The organism is SAR202 cluster bacterium (assembly GCA_016872355.1).
Lineage (GTDB): Bacteria > Chloroflexota > Dehalococcoidia > Lucifugimonadales > VGZY01 > VGZY01.
Window position 1 is genome coordinate 1 of sequence record VGZY01000060.1, and the last position, 17,900, is coordinate 17,900.

At 62.6% G+C, this 17,900-nt stretch carries 14 protein-coding genes; 10 read left to right on the forward strand and 4 right to left on the reverse strand.

Going from position 1 to position 17,900, the window contains the following annotated elements:
- Positions 1-187 (reverse strand): helix-turn-helix domain-containing protein (locus tag FJ319_11445; GenBank protein MBM3934894.1); only part of this gene is annotated, 187 nt, incomplete at its 3' end.
- Between the two features lie 50 nt (positions 188-237).
- Here FJ319_11445 and FJ319_11450 point away from each other — a divergent pair.
- The 5 genes from FJ319_11450 to FJ319_11470 all read left to right on the forward strand — a co-directional run bounded on the left by FJ319_11450 (position 238) and on the right by FJ319_11470 (position 4,694).
- On the forward strand, positions 238-837 hold the full coding sequence (locus tag FJ319_11450) for an iron-sulfur cluster assembly accessory protein (protein MBM3934895.1): 600 nt from the start codon (positions 238-240) through the stop codon (positions 835-837).
- A 154-nt stretch (positions 838-991) separates the two neighbouring features.
- Positions 992-1,696 (forward strand): site-2 protease family protein, encoded by a 705-nt coding sequence (locus tag FJ319_11455; protein MBM3934896.1) that lies wholly within the window; start codon positions 992-994, stop codon positions 1,694-1,696.
- A 35-nt stretch (positions 1,697-1,731) separates the two neighbouring features.
- A complete protein-coding gene (locus FJ319_11460; protein ID MBM3934897.1) occupies positions 1,732-2,748 on the forward strand; it encodes a prephenate dehydrogenase/arogenate dehydrogenase family protein in 1,017 nt (338 codons plus the stop codon).
- A gap of 7 nt (positions 2,749-2,755) precedes the next feature.
- Positions 2,756-4,072, forward strand: a complete 1,317-nt coding sequence (gene aroA, locus FJ319_11465) for a 3-phosphoshikimate 1-carboxyvinyltransferase (GenBank protein ID MBM3934898.1) — start codon at positions 2,756-2,758, stop codon at positions 4,070-4,072.
- Positions 4,073-4,079: 7 nt separating this feature from the next.
- Positions 4,080-4,694 carry a guanylate kinase gene (locus FJ319_11470; GenBank protein ID MBM3934899.1) on the forward strand — a complete coding sequence of 205 codons (615 nt, stop codon included), beginning with the start codon at positions 4,080-4,082 and terminating at the stop codon, positions 4,692-4,694.
- Between the two features lie 119 nt (positions 4,695-4,813).
- Here FJ319_11470 and FJ319_11475 read toward each other — a convergent pair whose 3' ends face one another.
- Positions 4,814-6,244: a DEAD/DEAH box helicase gene (locus tag FJ319_11475; protein ID MBM3934900.1), complete on the reverse strand. Its 1,431-nt coding sequence runs from the start codon at positions 6,242-6,244 to the stop codon at positions 4,814-4,816.
- 152 nt (positions 6,245-6,396) lie between these two features.
- On the opposite strand from FJ319_11475, the gene FJ319_11480 reads away from it, so the two are divergent.
- The 3 genes from FJ319_11480 to FJ319_11490 all read left to right on the forward strand — a co-directional run bounded on the left by FJ319_11480 (position 6,397) and on the right by FJ319_11490 (position 11,739).
- Entirely contained in the window at positions 6,397-9,153 is a 2,757-nt protein-coding gene (locus FJ319_11480; protein MBM3934901.1) for a M1 family metallopeptidase, read from the forward strand.
- 117 nt (positions 9,154-9,270) lie between these two features.
- The gene (locus FJ319_11485) at positions 9,271-9,777 is read left to right on the forward strand and encodes a hypothetical protein (protein ID MBM3934902.1); all 507 of its coding nucleotides are present in this window, start codon (positions 9,271-9,273) and stop codon (positions 9,775-9,777) included.
- A 111-nt stretch (positions 9,778-9,888) separates the two neighbouring features.
- Positions 9,889-11,739 (forward strand): fibronectin type III domain-containing protein, encoded by a 1,851-nt coding sequence (locus tag FJ319_11490; protein ID MBM3934903.1) that lies wholly within the window; start codon positions 9,889-9,891, stop codon positions 11,737-11,739.
- A 65-nt stretch (positions 11,740-11,804) separates the two neighbouring features.
- Here FJ319_11490 and FJ319_11495 read toward each other — a convergent pair whose 3' ends face one another.
- Both FJ319_11495 and FJ319_11500 read right to left on the reverse strand, forming a co-directional pair.
- Complete coding sequence (locus FJ319_11495; GenBank protein MBM3934904.1) at positions 11,805-13,145, reverse strand: amidohydrolase; 1,341 nt, start codon at positions 13,143-13,145, stop codon at positions 11,805-11,807.
- Between the two features lie 41 nt (positions 13,146-13,186).
- Complete coding sequence (locus FJ319_11500) at positions 13,187-14,527, reverse strand: amidohydrolase (protein MBM3934905.1); 1,341 nt, start codon at positions 14,525-14,527, stop codon at positions 13,187-13,189.
- A gap of 166 nt (positions 14,528-14,693) precedes the next feature.
- Here FJ319_11500 and FJ319_11505 point away from each other — a divergent pair, with 166 nt between their 5' ends.
- Positions 14,694-15,842 carry a glycerate kinase gene (locus FJ319_11505; GenBank protein ID MBM3934906.1) on the forward strand — a complete coding sequence of 383 codons (1,149 nt, stop codon included), beginning with the start codon at positions 14,694-14,696 and terminating at the stop codon, positions 15,840-15,842.
- A 381-nt stretch (positions 15,843-16,223) separates the two neighbouring features.
- Positions 16,224-17,675 (forward strand): hypothetical protein, encoded by a 1,452-nt coding sequence (locus FJ319_11510; protein ID MBM3934907.1) that lies wholly within the window; start codon positions 16,224-16,226, stop codon positions 17,673-17,675.
- Positions 17,676-17,900 lie beyond the last annotated feature (225 nt).

Sequence of the window (17,900 nt, forward strand, 5' to 3'; positions counted from 1 at the left end):
GTCCTCGATTGCCATGGACCAGCCCTGCCGCTCCATCCTTCCGGTAGGTCGCCAGAAGCCTCCATACCTGGCGCTCCGATACCCCCAATGCCGTGGCAGCTTGAGCCTTTGTCAATCGCTTCTCAAGGACAGCGTTCAACACTACCGTTCGTTTAGCCTCTCTCTCGCTCATTGTCAGTTCTTTCATAGACTGACATTTTCACTGCTCCCTTAACCCCTGACACTATCACTGCACCAATGCAGAGCCCTGCCGTTAAACTTGACTGTCTAATAAGGCAATGCTACCATCACCTTGAATACAAATGTTTGCATAGTCAATTAATTGGTCCACTTCGGAGGTGGGTTTTGGCGACTGCCAAGATCATAGATGTAACTCCCCTGGCCGCGCAGAAATTGGCAGCGGTACTGACCGAGCAGGGGCAGTCCGGCTCCTTCCTTCGCGTCATGGTGATGCCGAACGGGGCAGGCTACCAGCACGTGCTCGGCATTGAGGACGAGGCGAAGACTGACGACTTTGTCTTCGAGATGGACGGCATCAAGGTGCTCGTCGCGGCCGAGGACGCTCCTCTCGTCGAAGGCGCCCAGATCGACTACATAGACGGCCTGATGCGCAGCGGCTTCGTCATCAGCAACCCGAACGTCCAGGCCGGTGGCGGCGGCTGCGCCTGCGGCGGCGGCGGTTGCGGCGGCGGGATGGCCGAGGCGGCCGAGGCAACCGAGGCGCGCGCCGGCGGGTGCGCTTGCGGGCGCGAAGGCGGGTGCGGCGGTCATGGCGGCGGTGGCGGCGGCTGCGCATGCGGCGGCCACGGCGGCGGGCACAGCGGCCACGGCCACTAGGAATAAACGCTCAACACCTCGGCGGCCCCGGTCTAACCGGGGCCGCCTGCTTTCCTCCCACGTCCCGACCCGTTTGCTTCCACCCTGTTGCGAATTGCGTTTACAATAGCTGGCAGTCCTTCTTCCTTATTGCCTTGATCACGGGACCGAAACCTTGCTAATCCGCGCCCTTCAAGACCTCTCCCGGGACCCGGTAGCCGCCCTGGTCTCCCTGGGCGTATTCGTCTTCGCCCTGCTCATAGCGTTTTCGGTGCACGAGTGCTGCCACGCGCTGGTAGCCACCTACCTGGGAGACCGGACGCCGCGCAGCCAGGGCAGGCTGACGCTGAACCCGCTGGCGCACCTGGACCCGATGGGAACGGCGATGATGCTCATCGTAGGCTTCGGCTGGGCCAAACCCGTCCAGGTCAACCCCAAGGCGATGAGCATCCGGCCCCGCGCTGGGGTGGCGCTCGTTTCAATTGCCGGACCGCTCTCCAATTTTGCACTGGCGGGCCTGCTGGCCATTCCATACCGCACCGGCGCCATCGAGAGTGTCTTCGGCGGCTTTTCGCTATTCAACTCCCGGTTCGACAGCCTCCCCGGGTTCGTTGTCGGCACCATTATCTTCGTTAACCTCCTCCTGGCGGCGTTCAACCTGTTGCCCATCGCGCCGCTGGACGGCTTCAAGGTGGCGCTTGGGTTGCTCCCGAGGGACCTTGCGTCAGGCTTCGCCCGGCTGGAGCCATTCGGCCCGGCGGTCCTGCTGATGATGATTGCCATTGACTGGGTGGTACCCGGAGCGAATATCATCGGGCGGCTCATACGGCCGCTGGTTAACCTCATGAGCACGGTGATTCTGGGCGGCAGCTTATGGTAGTATGCGGTGCGGCGACGAAAGGCAGGCGTTAGCCGGTGAGTACGAGCAGGCCGGACAAAGCGCGGGCGGAGCGCATCACCATCATCGGGATGAACAGCACCGGCATGTCCTTTGGGCTTGCGCTCAAAGGGGCTGGGCTCACGGCCACGGAGATTGTCGGCGCGGACGGCGACCGGGCAGCGCTGGACCGCGCGGCCAGCCTGGGGGCGGTGGACCGCACCAGCGCAAACCTCGCGGATGCCCTTGAAGGCGCGGCCCTGGTGATAATCGCAGAGGATCTGTCGATGACGCGGGACCTCCTGGCCGCGATCGGCGACGCTCTTGCGACGGGCGCGACGGTGACGGACACATCCAGCCCGAAGGCCGCAACGATAGAATGGGCCGAGACGCACCTGCCGGCCGGCGTCAGCTTCGTTGGGGGTCATCCCCTTGGCGGCAGGCCGGATGAGACATCCGCCACCGCCTTCGAAGGCGCGTCATATGCGATAGTCCCTTCGAAGAGGGCGTCGAAAGGCTCTATTGAGAGCGTCGCGTCGATGGTTGAGCTCCTGGGCGCAAAGCCGGTGTTCATGGACGCGGCCGAGCACGACGCCTTCGCGGCAATGACGGAGATTCTCCCCGCGTTGATAGGCTACGCCTACCTGGCGAACACGGCGGGCTCGCCGCCGTGGAAGGACGTTTCAAGGTTTGCGGGGCTGGAGTGGGCGCAGATCGCCTACTCGGCGGCGGACCCGAAGGACGCTGCAGTCGCGGCTGCCGCCGCGACCGATGCCACAGTCAATGCCATAAACGGCCTCATCGAGAAACTTGTCGAGATCCGCGACCTGGTGCGGAGCAGAGATGAAAGGCTTTCGGGAAGGCTCATTGAGCTTTGGGAAGCCCGGGCGCGCTGGGAGTTAGGTGAAACCTCTGCTCGGCCTGCCGCACACGAGTCCGCGGGGAGCTTTTCAAGTATGATTCTGGGGCGCCGCCTGAGCGAGCGCCTCAAGCAAATAGGCAATGTAAATCGTCGCCGCAAGTGGGGGTACCCGCGCAAGGGCGACAAGGAGTAACGGTCGAATGAAGAAGGTTATCCAACACCGGCCCCGCATTGAGGGCGCTATTGCGACTCCGGGAGACAAGTCCACATCGCACCGCGCGGCGCTCTTGAACTCGATAGCGGAGGGGACCGCGCACGTCTCCAATTTCTGCGTCGGCGATGACCGCGCGTCGATGCTGCGCGTTTTGCGCGGCCTTGGAGTGAGGATAACAAGGCACAACGCCTGCCCGGTCAGCGGAGCGGATGAATGCTTCAAAGTGGAGGGCCGCGGACTGGACGGGCTGGTGGAACCTACCAACGTTCTCAGCGCCGGCAATAGCGGCACGACGACCCGCCTCGTCTCCGGCCTGCTCGCCGGCCAGTCGTTCATGAGCGTACTCACCGGCGACGGGTCACTCCGCCGCCGCCCAATGTCGCGCGTCGTCAAGCCGCTCACGCAGATGGGCGCGAAGATAATGGGCCGGAGCAAAGACACTTTACTCCCGTTGGCCATTCGCGGCGGCGACCTGAAGGGCATCAACTACACCGTCCCCATGGCCAGCGCGCAGGTGAAGTCGTGTGTGCTCATAGCCGGGCTTTATGCCCAGGGGACGACGACCGTAACCGAGCCTACCCTGTCCCGCGACCACACGGAGCGCATGTTGCGTTACATGGGCGCCAACCTGAAGTCCAGCGGCCTCAGCCACTCGATCAGCCGGTCGAAGCTGATTGCGAAGGATATTGCGGTGCCGGGAGACACCAGCTCCGCAGCATTCTGGCTGGTGGCCGGAGCCGTACACCCGAACGCTCGGATCACGCTCAGGAACATAGGCATCAACCCCACCCGCACGGGCGTCATCAAGGTGCTGGAGTCCATGGGCGCGAGAATACGCATGCAGAATGTGCGGGAGAGTGGTCCTGAAACCGTTGCGGACATCGTGGTCGAAACGAGCGAACTGCACGGTACGGAGATAAGGGGCGAGATCATTCCCCATGTCATTGACGAACTGCCGGTGCTATCGCTGGCCGCAGCTCTGGCGAAGGGCAAGACCGTGATAGCCGACGCCGAGGAGCTGAGGGTCAAGGAGTCGGACCGGATCAACGCGACGGCAGTGGGACTCAACGCGCTGGGCGCCAGAGTGGAAGAGCAAGGCGACGGGATGGTCATCTACGGCGGCGCAAAGCTCAAGGGGGCCGCGGTGAAGAGCTACGGCGACCACCGCATTGCCATGACGATGGGCATCGCGGGCGTCATTGCAACCGGCAGGACGACTATCGACGGGGCTGAGGCGGCGAGCGTCTCCTACCCGCTCTTCTGGGACACGCTGCAGTCGCTTACGATGGGTGGGTTACAATAGTGGGATTATGAACAACGCCGCCAACGGCCACAAACAGTCCATACTGCTCGTCCTCTCCGGCCCATCCGGGGTCGGGAAGGACGCCGTCCTGAACCGGATGAAGGCGGCCGGCAGGCCATACCACTTCACGGTCACCTGCACCACCCGCCCAAAGCGGGCAAGCGAGACTGAAGGCAAGGACTATATCTTCCTGACTTCCGAAAAGTTCCGGGAGATGCTCCGCAACGGCGAATTCCTCGAATCGGCGGAGGTCTACGGCAACTACTACGGAGTGCCGAAGCGGCAGGTGATGGACGCCCTGAACGCGGGCAAGGACGTCATCATCAAGACCGACATCCAGGGCGCGGCGACCATCCGGAAGCTGGCCCCCAACGCGTTGTTCATCTTCCTGGCGCCGCCAAGCATGGAAGAGCTGGCGGCGCGCCTGACGCTACGCATGACGGAGTCGCCGGAGGCGTTAAGGCGCCGCCTGGACACCGCAGAAAAAGAGATGCGGGAGTCGTCCCGGTTCGACTATGTGGTTGTCAACGAAAACGACCGCATCGACGAGGCGGTGCACGCCATTGAGGAGATAATGGAGCGAGAGCGCATGGAGGCCCGCCGCCGGGTGGTGGCTCTCTAGGACAGGGCTATCTGCCCCCCGGGTTGCACGCGGTATGTCGCCGGTAACAAAGAGGCGCCTCTGTTTTCAGAGGCGCCTTCGCTATTTCCGCCGGCTTCTATGGAGCGGGACCTTCCGGACTATCGCCCGGGTTGGCGCTGCTGGTGGCGAGCCTTGGCCCGCTCCAGGGCCGACATCCCGGCGGACGACCCGGCATCCTGGGAGTGCAGCTCGATTCGCTGCTGCCTCTCGCCGGGAGCGCGATCGCCGCGCTGCCCGCCTGACCTCGGCGAACGTGACGAACCCTGCGGCCTGCTATCACCGCGCGGCGGCCTTCCGCCCGAAGAGCGCTGCCTGGGCTGGCGCGACTGGGGCGACGGCATGGGCAAGGGGTCGCGGGCGAGCTCGCCGTGTGGCCAGGGCGAAGGGGCGATGCGCCGGCCGAGCGCCTTCTGCATCTCGTGCCACTTAAGGAAGTCCACCGCCGTAAGCAGGGTTATCGCCGTCCCGGCGCGCCCCATGCGGCCGGTGCGGCCCACGCGGTGCGTGAACAACTCGGCGGTCTCAGGCATCTCGTAGTTAATGACAAGGTCTATGTCCGAGACGTCGATGCCGCGCGCGGCGACGTTGGTCGCAACCAGAATCGGCAGCTTGCCGGAGCGGAAGTCCGCCATGACCTTCTCGCGGGCGTTCTGACTCAGGTTGCCCTGGAGCGCCGCGGTGGGGTAGCCCAGCTGTACGAGCCGGGTGGCCAGCTTCTTGACGCCGTGCTTCGTTCGCCCGAAGACGAGGACGGAGCCCTCGCCGCGCTTGTCGAGCAGGACCTTCAGCGCGCTGAGCTTCACGTCCGCGCCCACTTCGTAGACGATCTGCTCAATGACCGCCGGGGCCTCCTTATCAGGAGTGACGCGAACAGTCACGGGGGAGCGCATGTGCTTCTCGGCGGTAAGCTTCACCCACTGGGGCATGGTGGCCGAAAAGAGCGCCGTTTGCCTTGTAGTTGGCGTGTAGCCGATGATCCGCTCCACGTCCGGCGCGAAGCCGCGGTCCAGCATCTCGTCCGCCTCGTCCAGGACAAATACCTTGACGCTCTTGAGATTGAGCGCCCCCTGACGAAGGTGGTCGAGCGTCCTGCCCGGCGTCCCAATGATGATGTGCGGCCCACGCCTCAGCGCGGACTGCTCCGGGACGAGCGACCTGCCGCCGTAAAGTAGCGTCAGCTTGAGCTTGCAGGCCTTTGCGAGCGGCTCGGCCACATCCGCAATCTGGATTGCCAGCTCGCGGGTTGGGACCAGAACCAGGGACTGCACTCCGTTGACTTTCGTGTCACACGCCTCGATCATGGGGATCGTGAAGGCTAGAGTCTTGCCGGAGCCTGTGGGCGCTTGGCCCAGAAGATCGTGCCCTGCAAGCATGGCGGGAATCGCCGACACTTGAATAGGCGTGGGCGAGGTGATGCCCATTTTCTGAAGCTCAGCGAAGATTGCGGGTCGGACTTGCTGAAATGAGAATGGCTGTGCGGACTGGGTAACTGAATTGACTGTGGGGGTCCGGGTAGATTTATCGGTCATTACCAAACGGGGCGACTCCTTGGGAGTTGAGATATGGTTACGGGGCGGTCGTCGCTTATTCGCGATGAGGGGGGACAGAGTGGAGGTATCCAAGCCATGCCCGCCTATTACGGCGGCATTCCGATCCGTATCACCAAACCGATTATACCACAATGTTTGACAATCGCCACGATATTCGTAGCGCCGCCTTGTTAACGGAACATCGAGTGCCCTGCGCGCACTATGCTCCCTGTGACCTATCGTCTACAATCGGTGTGTTGACTCAATCTATCTATCCTATATACCTCCGCAAAGGAAGTGCGCTCATGACGACAACGACCACCGGACGAAAAGTCCTGCCAGCGAATGTGCGACCTTCTCACTATAAGATCACTCTCTCGCCGGACCTCGACAACTTCACTTTTCGCGGTGAGGAAACAGTCCGGATCGACATTCAGGAGCCTACAAGAACTATTACCCTGAACGCGGATGAGCTGGCCATCCAGACCTGCAGCTTCCAGGCAATGGGTGGGAGGTCCTTCGCCCCTATTGAAACGACACTTAACGAGAAGGACCAGACAGTAACGTTCACATTCCAGCAGGAGATCCCGGTCAGCCAGGGCGCGCTGAACATCAAGTTCACCGGCACGCTGAATGACAAGCTCCGCGGCTTCTACCGCAGCAAGTACAGGGGCAAGGACGGCAAGGACCACTACCTGGCCACAACGCAGTTTGAGGCGACGGATGCCCGCCGCGCGTTCCCATGCTGGGATGAGCCGTCATTGAAGGCCCGGTTCCAGATAAACCTGGTTATCCCTCCTGCCTTGACCGCTGTATCCAACATGCCGCTTGTGAAGGAATCCAGAGACCCGTCGGGCAAGAAGCGCATGGAGTTCGAGGACTCCCCGATCATGTCCACGTACCTGGTCGCGTTTGTCGTCGGCGACCTTAAGTACGTGGAGGAGGGTTCGAAAAGCGGCACAATGATGCGCATCTGGGCGACGGCGGGCAATGAGGAGAAGGGGCGCTACGCGCTGGACGTCTCTTTGCGGTTGCTCGACTACTACAACAGTTACTTCGGCATCCCCTACCCGCTGGCCAAGATGGACCACATAGCCATTCCTGATTTCGCTGCCGGCGCAATGGAGAACTGGGGCTGCATCACTTACCGCGAACCCGCGCTGCTGGTGGACCCGGCCAACAGCTCTGCCGGCACCCGCCAGACCGTGGCGGCTGTTGTGGCACACGAGATGGCGCACATGTGGTTCGGCGACCTTGTCACAATGGCATGGTGGAACGATCTCTGGCTCAACGAGAGCTTCGCCTCGTGGATGGGCGATAAGGCCGTGGACGTTTTGCACCCAGAGTGGCAGATGTGGACGCAGTTTGTCTCGTCAGACACCAACCGCGCGCTCAGCCTCGATGGGCTGAAGAACTCGCACCCGATCGAGCAGGAGGTCAATAACCCGGACGAGATCGGGCAGCTCTTCGACGCAATCAGTTACAGCAAGGGCGGCTCGATCCTACGCATGCTTGAGCACTACCTCGGCGCGGACACATTCCAGCGCGGCCTGGGTATTTACCTCAATCGCCACCAGTACAAGAATGCTGCCCAGATAGACCTTTGGAACGCGATGGGCGAGGCGTCCGGAAAGCCCGTCGCCGCAATGATGTCCTCGTGGATCAACCAGACCGGGTACCCAGTACTGGACGTCAAGACTTCGCGGAAGTCGGGCGCGGTGGACCTGGCCGCTTCACAGAACCGCTTCCTGTACGACCACCTGGTAGACAGGAATGCGAAGGACGACACGCTGTGGCGCGTGCCGCTTGCTGCCCGCACGGATTCGGGGGCAACAGCGTCCGCGATGATGGACCAGCGCGAGGCGAAGCTTTCGATTGCCACAGGAAAGGCCGGTGCGGGCGCACTCTGGGTGAAGGTCAATCCGGAGCAGACGGGCTTCTATCGCGTCAATTACACGCCGGAGGACTGGAACGCCCTTCGCCCGGCCATCCGCGACCTTGCTCTGCCGGCAATGGACCGCCTCGGAATTCAGAACGACGCCTACGCACTGGCCCGAGGGGGGTACATACCCATCACCGTATTCCTGAACATCGCAGAGGCCTACCTGAACGAGACGGACGCGAGCGTCTGGTCGGACCTGACGGCCAACTTTGGGAGCCTGGACCTGCTGATCGGCAGCCAGAACTACTACCCGCGCTACCAGGCATATGCCCGCCGCATACTGCAAACGGCCGGCAAGCAGATCGGCTGGGACAAGCGGCCCAACGAGGGACACCTGGACGCCCTGCTGCGCAGCACGTTGCTCACGGCCCTGGGCGAATACAAGGACGATTCAACCCTTGCGGAGGCCAGGAAGCGCTTCGACGCCTACGTGAAGGACCCCGGGTCCGTGCACCCGGATATCCGCCGCGTTTCCCTTGCCCTGACGGCCAAGCGCGGCGACCGAGCCGTGTACGACAAGATGTGGGAAATGGAGAAGGCTGCCGCCCTCGAAGAGGAGAAACTTCGCCTGCTTGTCGCTCTTACCCAGTTTGAGCGCCAGGACCTCCTGGAGGAGACGCTCAACCGCTCGCTTTCGGCAGACGTGCGCCTTTCAAATACGATTGCGGTTGTCACGTACGTGGCCAACAACCGCCATGGACGGGATATGGCATGGGGATTCCTCAAGAAGAACTGGACGGAGTTCGACCGCCGCTACGGCGAAGGTGGTTTCGGCCTCATGCGCCTTGTTGCCGGCACAACGAAGTTCACCACACGCGACCGGTACGAAGATGTCGAGTCGTTCTTCAAAGCTCATCCGGCCCCGGCTGCGGACCGCACCATCAAGCAATCGCTGGAGTTGATAAGGATCAACATCGCCTGGCTGGAGCGGAACGCGGACGAGCTGGAGAAGTGGTTCGTGGGCTAAACGCCCTCCCTTCTGCCTGTCAAGACCGCGCAATCAAGGGCACTTGATTTCGACGGCCACGCCAATGTAGTTTGGTGTGGCCGTCGCATTTTGGCGTCATCGAGAACTGGAGGGCCTATGAATTTAATCGCAGCGCTGCCACGGTTCGCATGGCTGTTCGTCGCAATCGGAATCACTGCAATCGCCTTCTCAATATCCTCAGCCCACGCCGCTCCTCAGACCCAGACGGGTCAGGTCCTGGTCCTTCCCATCAATGCCCAACTAGAGCGCCCCCTGACGACCTACACCGTTGAGTTCGCCAACCCTCAGTCGCTCGAACTAAGCTACAAGTGGACCGGGCCAGATTGCGGCACCTTCCCGGACGGCCAGGGATCCACACGAGAGCCGAGCGGCCAGTTAAGCTTCACCTGGTCTCACCCTCACCCGCCATGTGACCCGACCGTGGAGCACGACCACGTAACCATCACGCTTCTTGTCACCCACAGGACTGGGACGATTACGTGCACCTACCGCGGCGCCTCAACCGGCGAGGGTGCCCCATGCAAGGCTACCGAGGCCCAGGCGGCGCCGCCTACGCCGCCGGCCTCCGCGGTCGGTCCCACGCCATGCAAAGTTGAAGTCTAGGGCGTGTACGAGCCTTCCCAGGCGTCGCGGCAAGACGACTTCTCCTTCGTGGACAAGCCGACCAAGCGACTTACCAAGGTAGGCCCTACCGAATGGAACGCGTAGCTGCCGATGGTTGCCGGACGGCGCACGCCCGTCTTCGGCTCCAAGGCGGAGATTCACAAGGCTATCATCATAACCGGCAAATCGAACGGCACCCAGAGGGCGACTGTCTCTATCAAGATCACATCCGACCAGGCCAGCCCTTCGACCATCTACTCCGGACCGGCAAAGTACTCGATACCCATAGACCCGCCCTGCACCGAGAATTCGGTGGACTTCCTACTGCTTGTAGATACTCCGATGGGCTTGCCTGAGCCCCCGGCGACTCCGTTCCAGTTCCCCGCAAAGGGGCCGTACGAAATACACGCCCAGGTCCTGCGTGAGGACGGCAGCAAGTCCGGCGTTGCCGACATTGTTGTTCGAGGCAACGTGGTGGAGATTCCTCCGCTCCGGGTCAATTACTTCCCTGCCTACATTGGCAGCACCGATATGGAGTTCGCGCGCCGGCTGGAAATCCGGGGCGTGGTCCAGCGGGCGGCGCAGGCGTTGAGGCAGGCTACGGACCGGGACCTGCCTATCTTCTTCCCGTTGAAGTCCACAGGAGGAGTTGTTACCACTTTGAGGTCCACAGTCGACCTCAATCCGGTGCTGAACCCGCCGCAGACCTGGGGTGAGTGGTTCTCAGACAAGACGAGGATCGGCGCTCTGAGCGCCACGCAGCAGCATGACCTGCGCATGAGCCGGATCAACGACTACTTCACGACCGGCGCAGCCCTGACTGAGCCTGCGGGTGCGCAGACCCGCTACATTGTTGTTCTGCAGAAGCCGGACCTGTACGCGGTCTGGGGGAGCGATGGAATCAACGGCTTCTCCAACCACAAGGGAGCGATGGTCCACTCCGACGTGGTCTTCCGCACGGTTGCCCATGAGATTGCGCACACTACCGGCCGCACCTCGGACTCGGAGGGCTGGCTGTTCTCCAGAGACGAGATGCAGCGTGACTGTTCGCTGAACTACCACAACGAGGCGATGGAGATCGCGCACGGTGTGCGCATTGCGGCGGACAATTCCCGAGCGATTCTGAAGGACCAGTACCACATGATGGTCTCGGTTGTGGACAATCCGCCGTGGTGGATCAGTCAGTGCACGTACTGGCACCTGGTGCACCGGCTGCAGGAAAGGCTCGATCCGCCGGTGATACAGGTGCGTGGCCACCTCTCCAGGACCGAAAGCGCCAACGGCGCGGCCCTATTGCCTTCGTACCGGATGGACGGAGTGATCGACCTCAATGAGGGGCCGGGCGAGTGGGCCATCCTGCTCAAGGACGATGGGGGCAACCTGCTTGGGAGCTTCCCTTTCACACCCACGTGGCGGCTGGAGACCCACGGCGACGACCAGGTGCTACAGGTGAGGGACCTGGTGATTACGTCGTTCGGATACCAGGTGCCGGACCTGCCCGGCACGGCCCGGATCGAAATACAGGGTCCCGGCAACCAGGTCCTGGACAGCATTGCCTACACGGCCGCCGCGCCGAGCGTGCGTGTAAGCGCCCCGGCGGCGGGATCGACGGTGGAACCGGTGGACGGCGCGGTCAATATCCAGTGGTCGGGATCCGACCCGGACGGCGGGGACCTGCTGTACACCGTACTGTACTCATCGGACGGCGGCGAGAACTGGTCCATGCTGTCACTTGAGGGTGAGGCCACCGAGTTTGCAGTCACACTGGACCCGGAGGAGACGGACCATGTGGTCAAGGTGGTCGCCACAGACGGGGCGAACAGTGGACAGGCTGAGGTAACGTTCACAACGAAGCCGGCGGGAGGCTCCGGCTTTTCCGCCATGATTATCGCGCTGGCGGCGCTGGTCGTCCTTGGCGCGGTCGGAGGCGGATTCTTCCTTATGAAGAAGCGCCGGGCGTAGTCGGCAGAGTTAATGACTCTACGTAGTAGCCCTGATGAATCGGGGCTACTACGTAGGCCGGCGCCTTACTGGCCTACGTAGTATTCTTCCTTGAGCCTGCCCTGCTGGAGGGCGATGTACTGCGGTCGGGTCATGCGCGGGCGGGTCCGTGACACGACCTCGCGGGCCTTTGCGGCGTTTTCGCTCAACAGGTCGATTAATGTCATTGCCACAACCTTGGCCGGGGTGATTACGGCCTGCTCGTAGTCCTGCACCACGTAGTCGTCGCCGTGCCCGTTACCGGCGAAGCCGCTGGAGTACGGGTGAATGACCGGCATGATATGGCTGAGGTCGCCCATGTCGGTCGAGCCGCCTCCACGCACGGCATCGCTGGACAACCATGCGAGCCGGGACTTGCCCACAAGGCGTCCGGCGTTTTCGGCGAACACCGTCGCAAGTGGGTCGTTGCTCAGCATCGGCAGGTATCCGGGGATGGTCACGATTTCGACCTTCGCCCCCAGGGCCAGCGCACCGGCTTTCAGGCAGCGGTCCACCTTGGCGCCGGCATCTGCGATTGCTTCGACTGTCGCGCCTCGTACCCGGCCCTCGTATCGCACGTCTGCGGGCGTTGAGTTTGTGGAGACGCCTGCGGTAGTCAGAATCCCGTGTAGACGCACGACGTCGTCGTCGCGGAACGTCTCTCGTTGCGTGTTAACGGCGTGGAGTCCGACCATTGCCGCCTGCAGGGCGTTCACTCCCAGGTGCGGAGCGACACCCGCGTGCGACGCCTTGCCGATGTACTTCACGTACTTGACTACGTGGCCGTTGCTGGTGCCTCCCACGGTAAAGCGGGTATCGTCCGGCGAGGCCGATGTGTGCACCAGCAAAGCCATGTCCACGTCGTCGAACGCGCCGAGCCTTATCATCTCCTGCTTTCCCGACATGAAGCCCAGCCTGCCTTGCCGGTAAAGGGCAAGGCGCTGCTCGACGTCTATGAACTCCTCCGCAGGCACGCCCATCAGGGCGATTGCGCCGCTCAGCTCGCGGAGCACCTCCGGCGCCATGAGGCCGACGGCCGCGCCGAGCATGACGGCCGGCTGGCAGTTGTGGCCGCACGCGTGGGCCGCTCCGGTGACGGGGTCGCTATGCGGGTGGCCCAGCACGCGCACCGAGTCCATTTCGCCGATTACGGCGACAGTTGGGCCGGAGTTACCGCCTCTCACGACGCCCTTCAGGCCGGTGATGGCGATGTTTTGAGTGTGGCGAACGCCGATCTCATCCAGCCGCCGAGAGATCACTTGCGAAGTGCGAATCTCGTTGAAGCCCGTCTCGGGTGTTCTGAGAATCTCTTCTGCAATGTTGATAATCCAATCTCGCTGCCGGTCTATCGCCGCCTGGGCCAGGGCTTTGAGAATATCAATGTGCAAGTGTCTGTCCCGTCCTTGAGCTCATTCCGTACCCCGTACCCTTACTCTGTGAACGTCTCTTCCCGGACCAGGCTCCTCATGAACGCAAGGTATTCGGCCTTCGTCATAGGGGCTTTGAAGCTCTTCTTAACCTCTTTGGCCTTCCTGGCCCCATCCGCCAGCAGGTCAACTACAGTGAGCGCCATGGCCTTGCCGGCCGTCTTGACTCCGAGCTCGTAGTCTGCGACGAGGTAGTCATTGCCGTGGCCTACACCGGTCGCCGCAATCACATAGGGGTGTATGGCCGGCATGATCTGGCAAACGTCGCCCATGTCGGTCGAGCCGGTGCGGTGACCCATGTGTGCAACGCCTTCACTACCCACGAGGTTAACGGCATTGGCCTCATAAATGCCCTGCAGGTTGCGGTCCTGGTTCAACGGGATGTAGCCCGGCAGCGTGGTGATTGTCACGCTTCCGCCCACGGCCATCGCCCCTGCCCTCAGCGCCCGGTCTATCTTTCGGTTCGCGGCCAGGTAAGCATCGATCGTCTTCGCGCGTACGAATGTCTCCATGCGCACGTCAGCCGGAACGGAGTTAACCGAAGCGCCGCCTCGCGTGATGATTGGGTGAACGCGAACGGTATCCTCGTCGCGGAATGTCTCTCGCTGGGCGTGGATAGCCATGAGGGCTATGTTCGCCGCATTGAGGGCGTTGATGCCGAGGTGCGGGTGGCCTCCGGCGTGGGCCGCTTTCCCTTGGAACTGCACGAACTTCGCCACCATTCCGGTGTTTGTAGCGCCGATGGCCAGCTTCTTGCCTTCCCCGTGAAGCGGGGGCTCTGTGTGGGTCATCATCGCGATGTCTACATCATCGAGCGCGCCGGTCCGTATGAACTCCGGCTTCCCCCCGAGAAACTCCACCTTCCCCTTCTTCCTCAGCTCGTTCCGGTACTCTATCTCGACGTACTCCTCAGCCGGGGCGGCCATCAGCGCCACGCGACCGGAAAGGCTCTCCAGTACGCCGGCCGCCTTGAGGCCGATTCCCGCGGCAACCATAGAGCCGATCTGAGCGTGGTGGCCGCAGGCGTGGGCGGCGCTGGTCGTCGGGTCTGCGTGCGGGTGCCCGAGAACGTAAAGCGAGTCAAGCTCTCCCATTACGCCGACAGTGGGGCCGGAGCTTTCCGCGTTCAGCATTCCCTTGAGGCCGGTGATGGCTATTCCGTCCTGGAAAGGTATGCCGAGCTCGCGGAACTTCTCTGCCACGCGCCTGGATGTCTTGTGCTCCCTGAACCCGCCCTCCGGATTGGCCAGGATCTCTTTTGCCAGCTTGACGGCCTCGTCGCCGCGCCTGTCAATCTCGGCCACGACGGCGGCCTTTATCTCTGCCACATTCATGCGGGCCATCGTGATCTCCTCGTCTGCGGCCCATGGCCGCGCCTGTATTAAAGTCCCGCCGATTCTAGCAAAGCTGCCGCGCGGCTACCAGTCGTCAGCCCAGGGGGCCTGCTATATAATCGCACCGGGTACACGCATACATTCACCTGTGTAGAAGAGTGAGGCCAAGAGGTCCATGAAGATCGTAATTGCCCCGCAGGCCTTCAAGGGAAGCATCTCCGCGCTGGACGTCGCGCGTGCGATAAGCGAGGGTGTGCACCGCGTTGAACCGACTGCAAAGACGGTGCTTGTGCCGGTTGCGGATGGCGGCGACGGCACGCTCGAAACGCTGATTGAGGCGATCGGCGGCGAGGTGCGCACCTCGCCGGTGACAGGGCCGCTTGGGGAGAAGGTTAAAGCCAGATGGGGAGCGCTCAAGGGCGAAACGGCGATGCTGGAGATGGCCATGTCGTCTGGGCTGGCGCTGGTCCCCAAGGAGAAGCGTGATCCGAGAATAACCACTACATACGGGCTCGGAGAGCTGATTACGGGTGCGCTGGACGCGGGCTTCCGCAAGTTCATCGTCGGCATCGGCGGCAGCGCCACCAACGACGCCGGCGGCGGCATGGCACAGGCGCTCGGAATTCGCTTGCTGGACAGGCACGGCAAAGACCTGCCGCCCGGGGGAATGGCGCTGGCGACGCTTGATCGCATCGACGTGTCCGGCCTGGACGCCCGCGTCCGGGAAGCCGATTTCCAAGTTGCCTGCGACGTTTCAAATCCGCTTACCGGGCCGCGTGGCGCCTCCGCCGTATACGGCCCTCAGAAGGGCGCGACTCCGGAAATGGTCAAGGACCTGGACGCCGCACTCAAGCATTTCGCCCAGGTGGTGGCCCGAGACATAGGTGTGGATATTGACGAAGTGCCCGGCGCGGGCGCTGCGGGCGGCCTGGGAGGCGGGATGATTGCCTTCGTCGGCGGCAAGCTGCGACGCGGCGTGGACATCGTCCTTGACACGGTTGGAATAGACGACCAGCTTGAGGGCGCGGACCTTGTTATCACGGGCGAGGGCCAGCTCGACTTTCAGACGGTCTTCAACAAGGCGCCGATCGGAGTGGCCTGGAGGGCGCAGGAGCGGGGCATCCCTGTCATAGCCATCTCCGGCTCGCTTGGCCAGGGCTTCACAGACGTGCACAAGCACGGCATCGCCGCTGCCTCTCCTATTGTTAACTCCCCAATGACGCTCGAGGACGCGTCGGCGCGCGCAGGCGAGCTCCTTGCCTCCGCCGCGGAGCAGGCGCTGCGCTATATGAAGGTGGGCGCGCAGGTGTACGCCCGCAAGTAACAGCCCGGCAAAACGAGAAATTCACGGTTCTTTGACACACCCCATCGCGCGCTGCGGATGGGGTGTGTTTTTGCCTTGCTGAAGACACTCCGCCCTTTCCTCCCGCCGACGTGACGCACTTTCGACCTTCACGATTCCTTCACGCGCCATCGACACGTCTTTACGTTCTGCACACGTTGTTCAGGTGAAGATAATCACAAAGCTGATTGAAAGCGCCGGGAGCGCCGGCAAGAAACGGGGGTGAAATACTGCGCCTTCTGGCCGATGTTCTGCGTTCGGGTCCGATTTTTCGAATCTTAGTGACTAGGAGACTCACATGTCGTATACGAAGCGGTTTCCCTTAATGGTCGTGCTAGCCCTCATGGCCACGGCCCGGGCGAAGTGGAGGTAATCGGCGTCCTGTCCAAGGTTGCTGAGGCGGCGGGGCTTGCCGGGCTCCTGGGGGCCGTGGTGATCGGCTCCGCCTCACGGACTATCCGGATGCCCACATGGAAGATGGCCGGCTTGCCACTCCTGCTCGCCGTCGCCGGCGCGGGCCTCCTCTACGGCGCGGGTGTGGGCGCTGAGCGCCTGTTCCCCTCGCTGGCGGAAGAGAAGACCAGCGTGGCGGTCCAGCCGGCAACAACCGCCAGTGATAAGGGCCTTCGCGTGTCCGCTCTCTCGGAGAGGCTGACCCGCAAGATGGTTGACGTGAAGTACGACGGCATCGACGACATCACGATCGAGGCAACGTACGCCACGCCGGCATACTTCAAGTCCGCTCTGACCCTGGACTCGATGATCAAGTTCCTCCCGGAGCAGAATATCGTATTCGTCTACACGGAGCGCATTCACACGGACGACCTGCCCGAGCAGCTCATGAACGTGACGATGGCGTATGACGGCGACACCTACAAGCCCGATCTCATCGAGTCAATGGTTACTTCGCCGCACCATCGCATCACGCTGATGCGGTTCCCGGTCGAGCAGCCGACGGGCCTGGGCCACCACTTCATGGAGCTCAAGCTGCCCGGCAACGGCTCGCTGGAGTGGCACATGCCCATCAGCTACGCCGGCATCCCGCAGGCCTCCGGCTTCGAGCTTAGCTGGGTCTCCGTCCTGGCCATCCTGGGCGGCCTGGTGGCGGCAATGTGGCCCTGTCTGTTCCAGCTCACCGCGTTCTTCATCCCTACCCTCGCCGGCGTCAGCATGAGCGAGGCGAAGGGCAACGTAACGGTGGGGAAGCGGCTCCAGGTTGTGAAGGCGGCATTCTTCTTCGTCCTGGGCTTCACAATCGTGTACACGGTGGCGGGAGCGGCCATCGGCTTCCTGGCCGATAAGGCGGGCGACACGCAGATTTTTTACACGTGGCAGCGGTACGCGGCGGTCGTCGGCGGAGTGGCTATCCTCGTCCTCGCCCTGCGCACAGCCGCTAAAGTACGCGCGCCACTCGTGTGCAAGATGCCGGTGCTGCGCAAGATGGCCCACGGCGAGCGAAAGGCATCCAGCCCTCTGGAGCTCATGTTCGCCGGCCTGGCGTTCGCCACCGGGTGCATGACCTGCTTCGGCGCGGCGATAGTGATCGCTATGGTCATGTACGTGGGCATCTCCGGATCGGCTGCGGTCGGCGCGCTGACGCTCTTCCTCTTCTCCATCGGCATGGGCGTTCCGCTGGTCGCCGCCGCCACGGCGATGGCAAAAATCCTGCCGACGCTATCGAGGATGAAAAAGTACGTGCCCTGGATGGGCCTCATAAGCGCGGTCCTGATGGCCGGGTTCGCCGTCCTGCTAATCACAGGCAACTACATGATCGTCACGGAGTGGATTTACAGAGGTCTTCCGATCGGATTCTAGAGCGGCCCGGGCCAAACGCCCGTAACACTTAACACAAAGACTGTGGAGGTCTCAAGCCATGAAGAAGAGTTTAGCGGTCCTCACGATAGGCGCATTAGCCTCAATATCGCTGGTCGCGTGCTCGTCCGGCGGCACGGACCCGACCCCGACGACGCGCCCTGCCGCGCCGACAGCAACGACCGCGCCCGCGGCGGCTGCGACGGCGACCACCGCGCCCGCGGCCTC

Excerpts from the sequence above, each read along its gene's own strand:
- aroA (MBM3934898.1), top strand. The coding sequence starts at position 2,756 with ATGAAGAAGGTTATCCAACACCGGCCCCGCATTGAGGGCGCTATTGCG.
- FJ319_11475 (MBM3934900.1), bottom strand. The coding sequence starts at position 6,244 with ATGACCGATAAATCTACCCGGACCCCCACAGTCAATTCAGTTACCCAG.
- FJ319_11490 (MBM3934903.1), top strand. The coding sequence starts at position 9,889 with ATGGTTGCCGGACGGCGCACGCCCGTCTTCGGCTCCAAGGCGGAGATT.
- FJ319_11500 (MBM3934905.1), bottom strand. The coding sequence starts at position 14,527 with ATGGCCCGCATGAATGTGGCAGAGATAAAGGCCGCCGTCGTGGCCGAG.
- FJ319_11450 (MBM3934895.1), top strand. The coding sequence starts at position 238 with ATGCAGAGCCCTGCCGTTAAACTTGACTGTCTAATAAGGCAATGCTAC.
- FJ319_11480 (MBM3934901.1), top strand. The coding sequence starts at position 6,397 with ATGTTTGACAATCGCCACGATATTCGTAGCGCCGCCTTGTTAACGGAA.
- FJ319_11485 (MBM3934902.1), top strand. The coding sequence starts at position 9,271 with ATGAATTTAATCGCAGCGCTGCCACGGTTCGCATGGCTGTTCGTCGCA.
- FJ319_11470 (MBM3934899.1), top strand. The coding sequence starts at position 4,080 with ATGAACAACGCCGCCAACGGCCACAAACAGTCCATACTGCTCGTCCTC.
- FJ319_11505 (MBM3934906.1), top strand. The coding sequence starts at position 14,694 with ATGAAGATCGTAATTGCCCCGCAGGCCTTCAAGGGAAGCATCTCCGCG.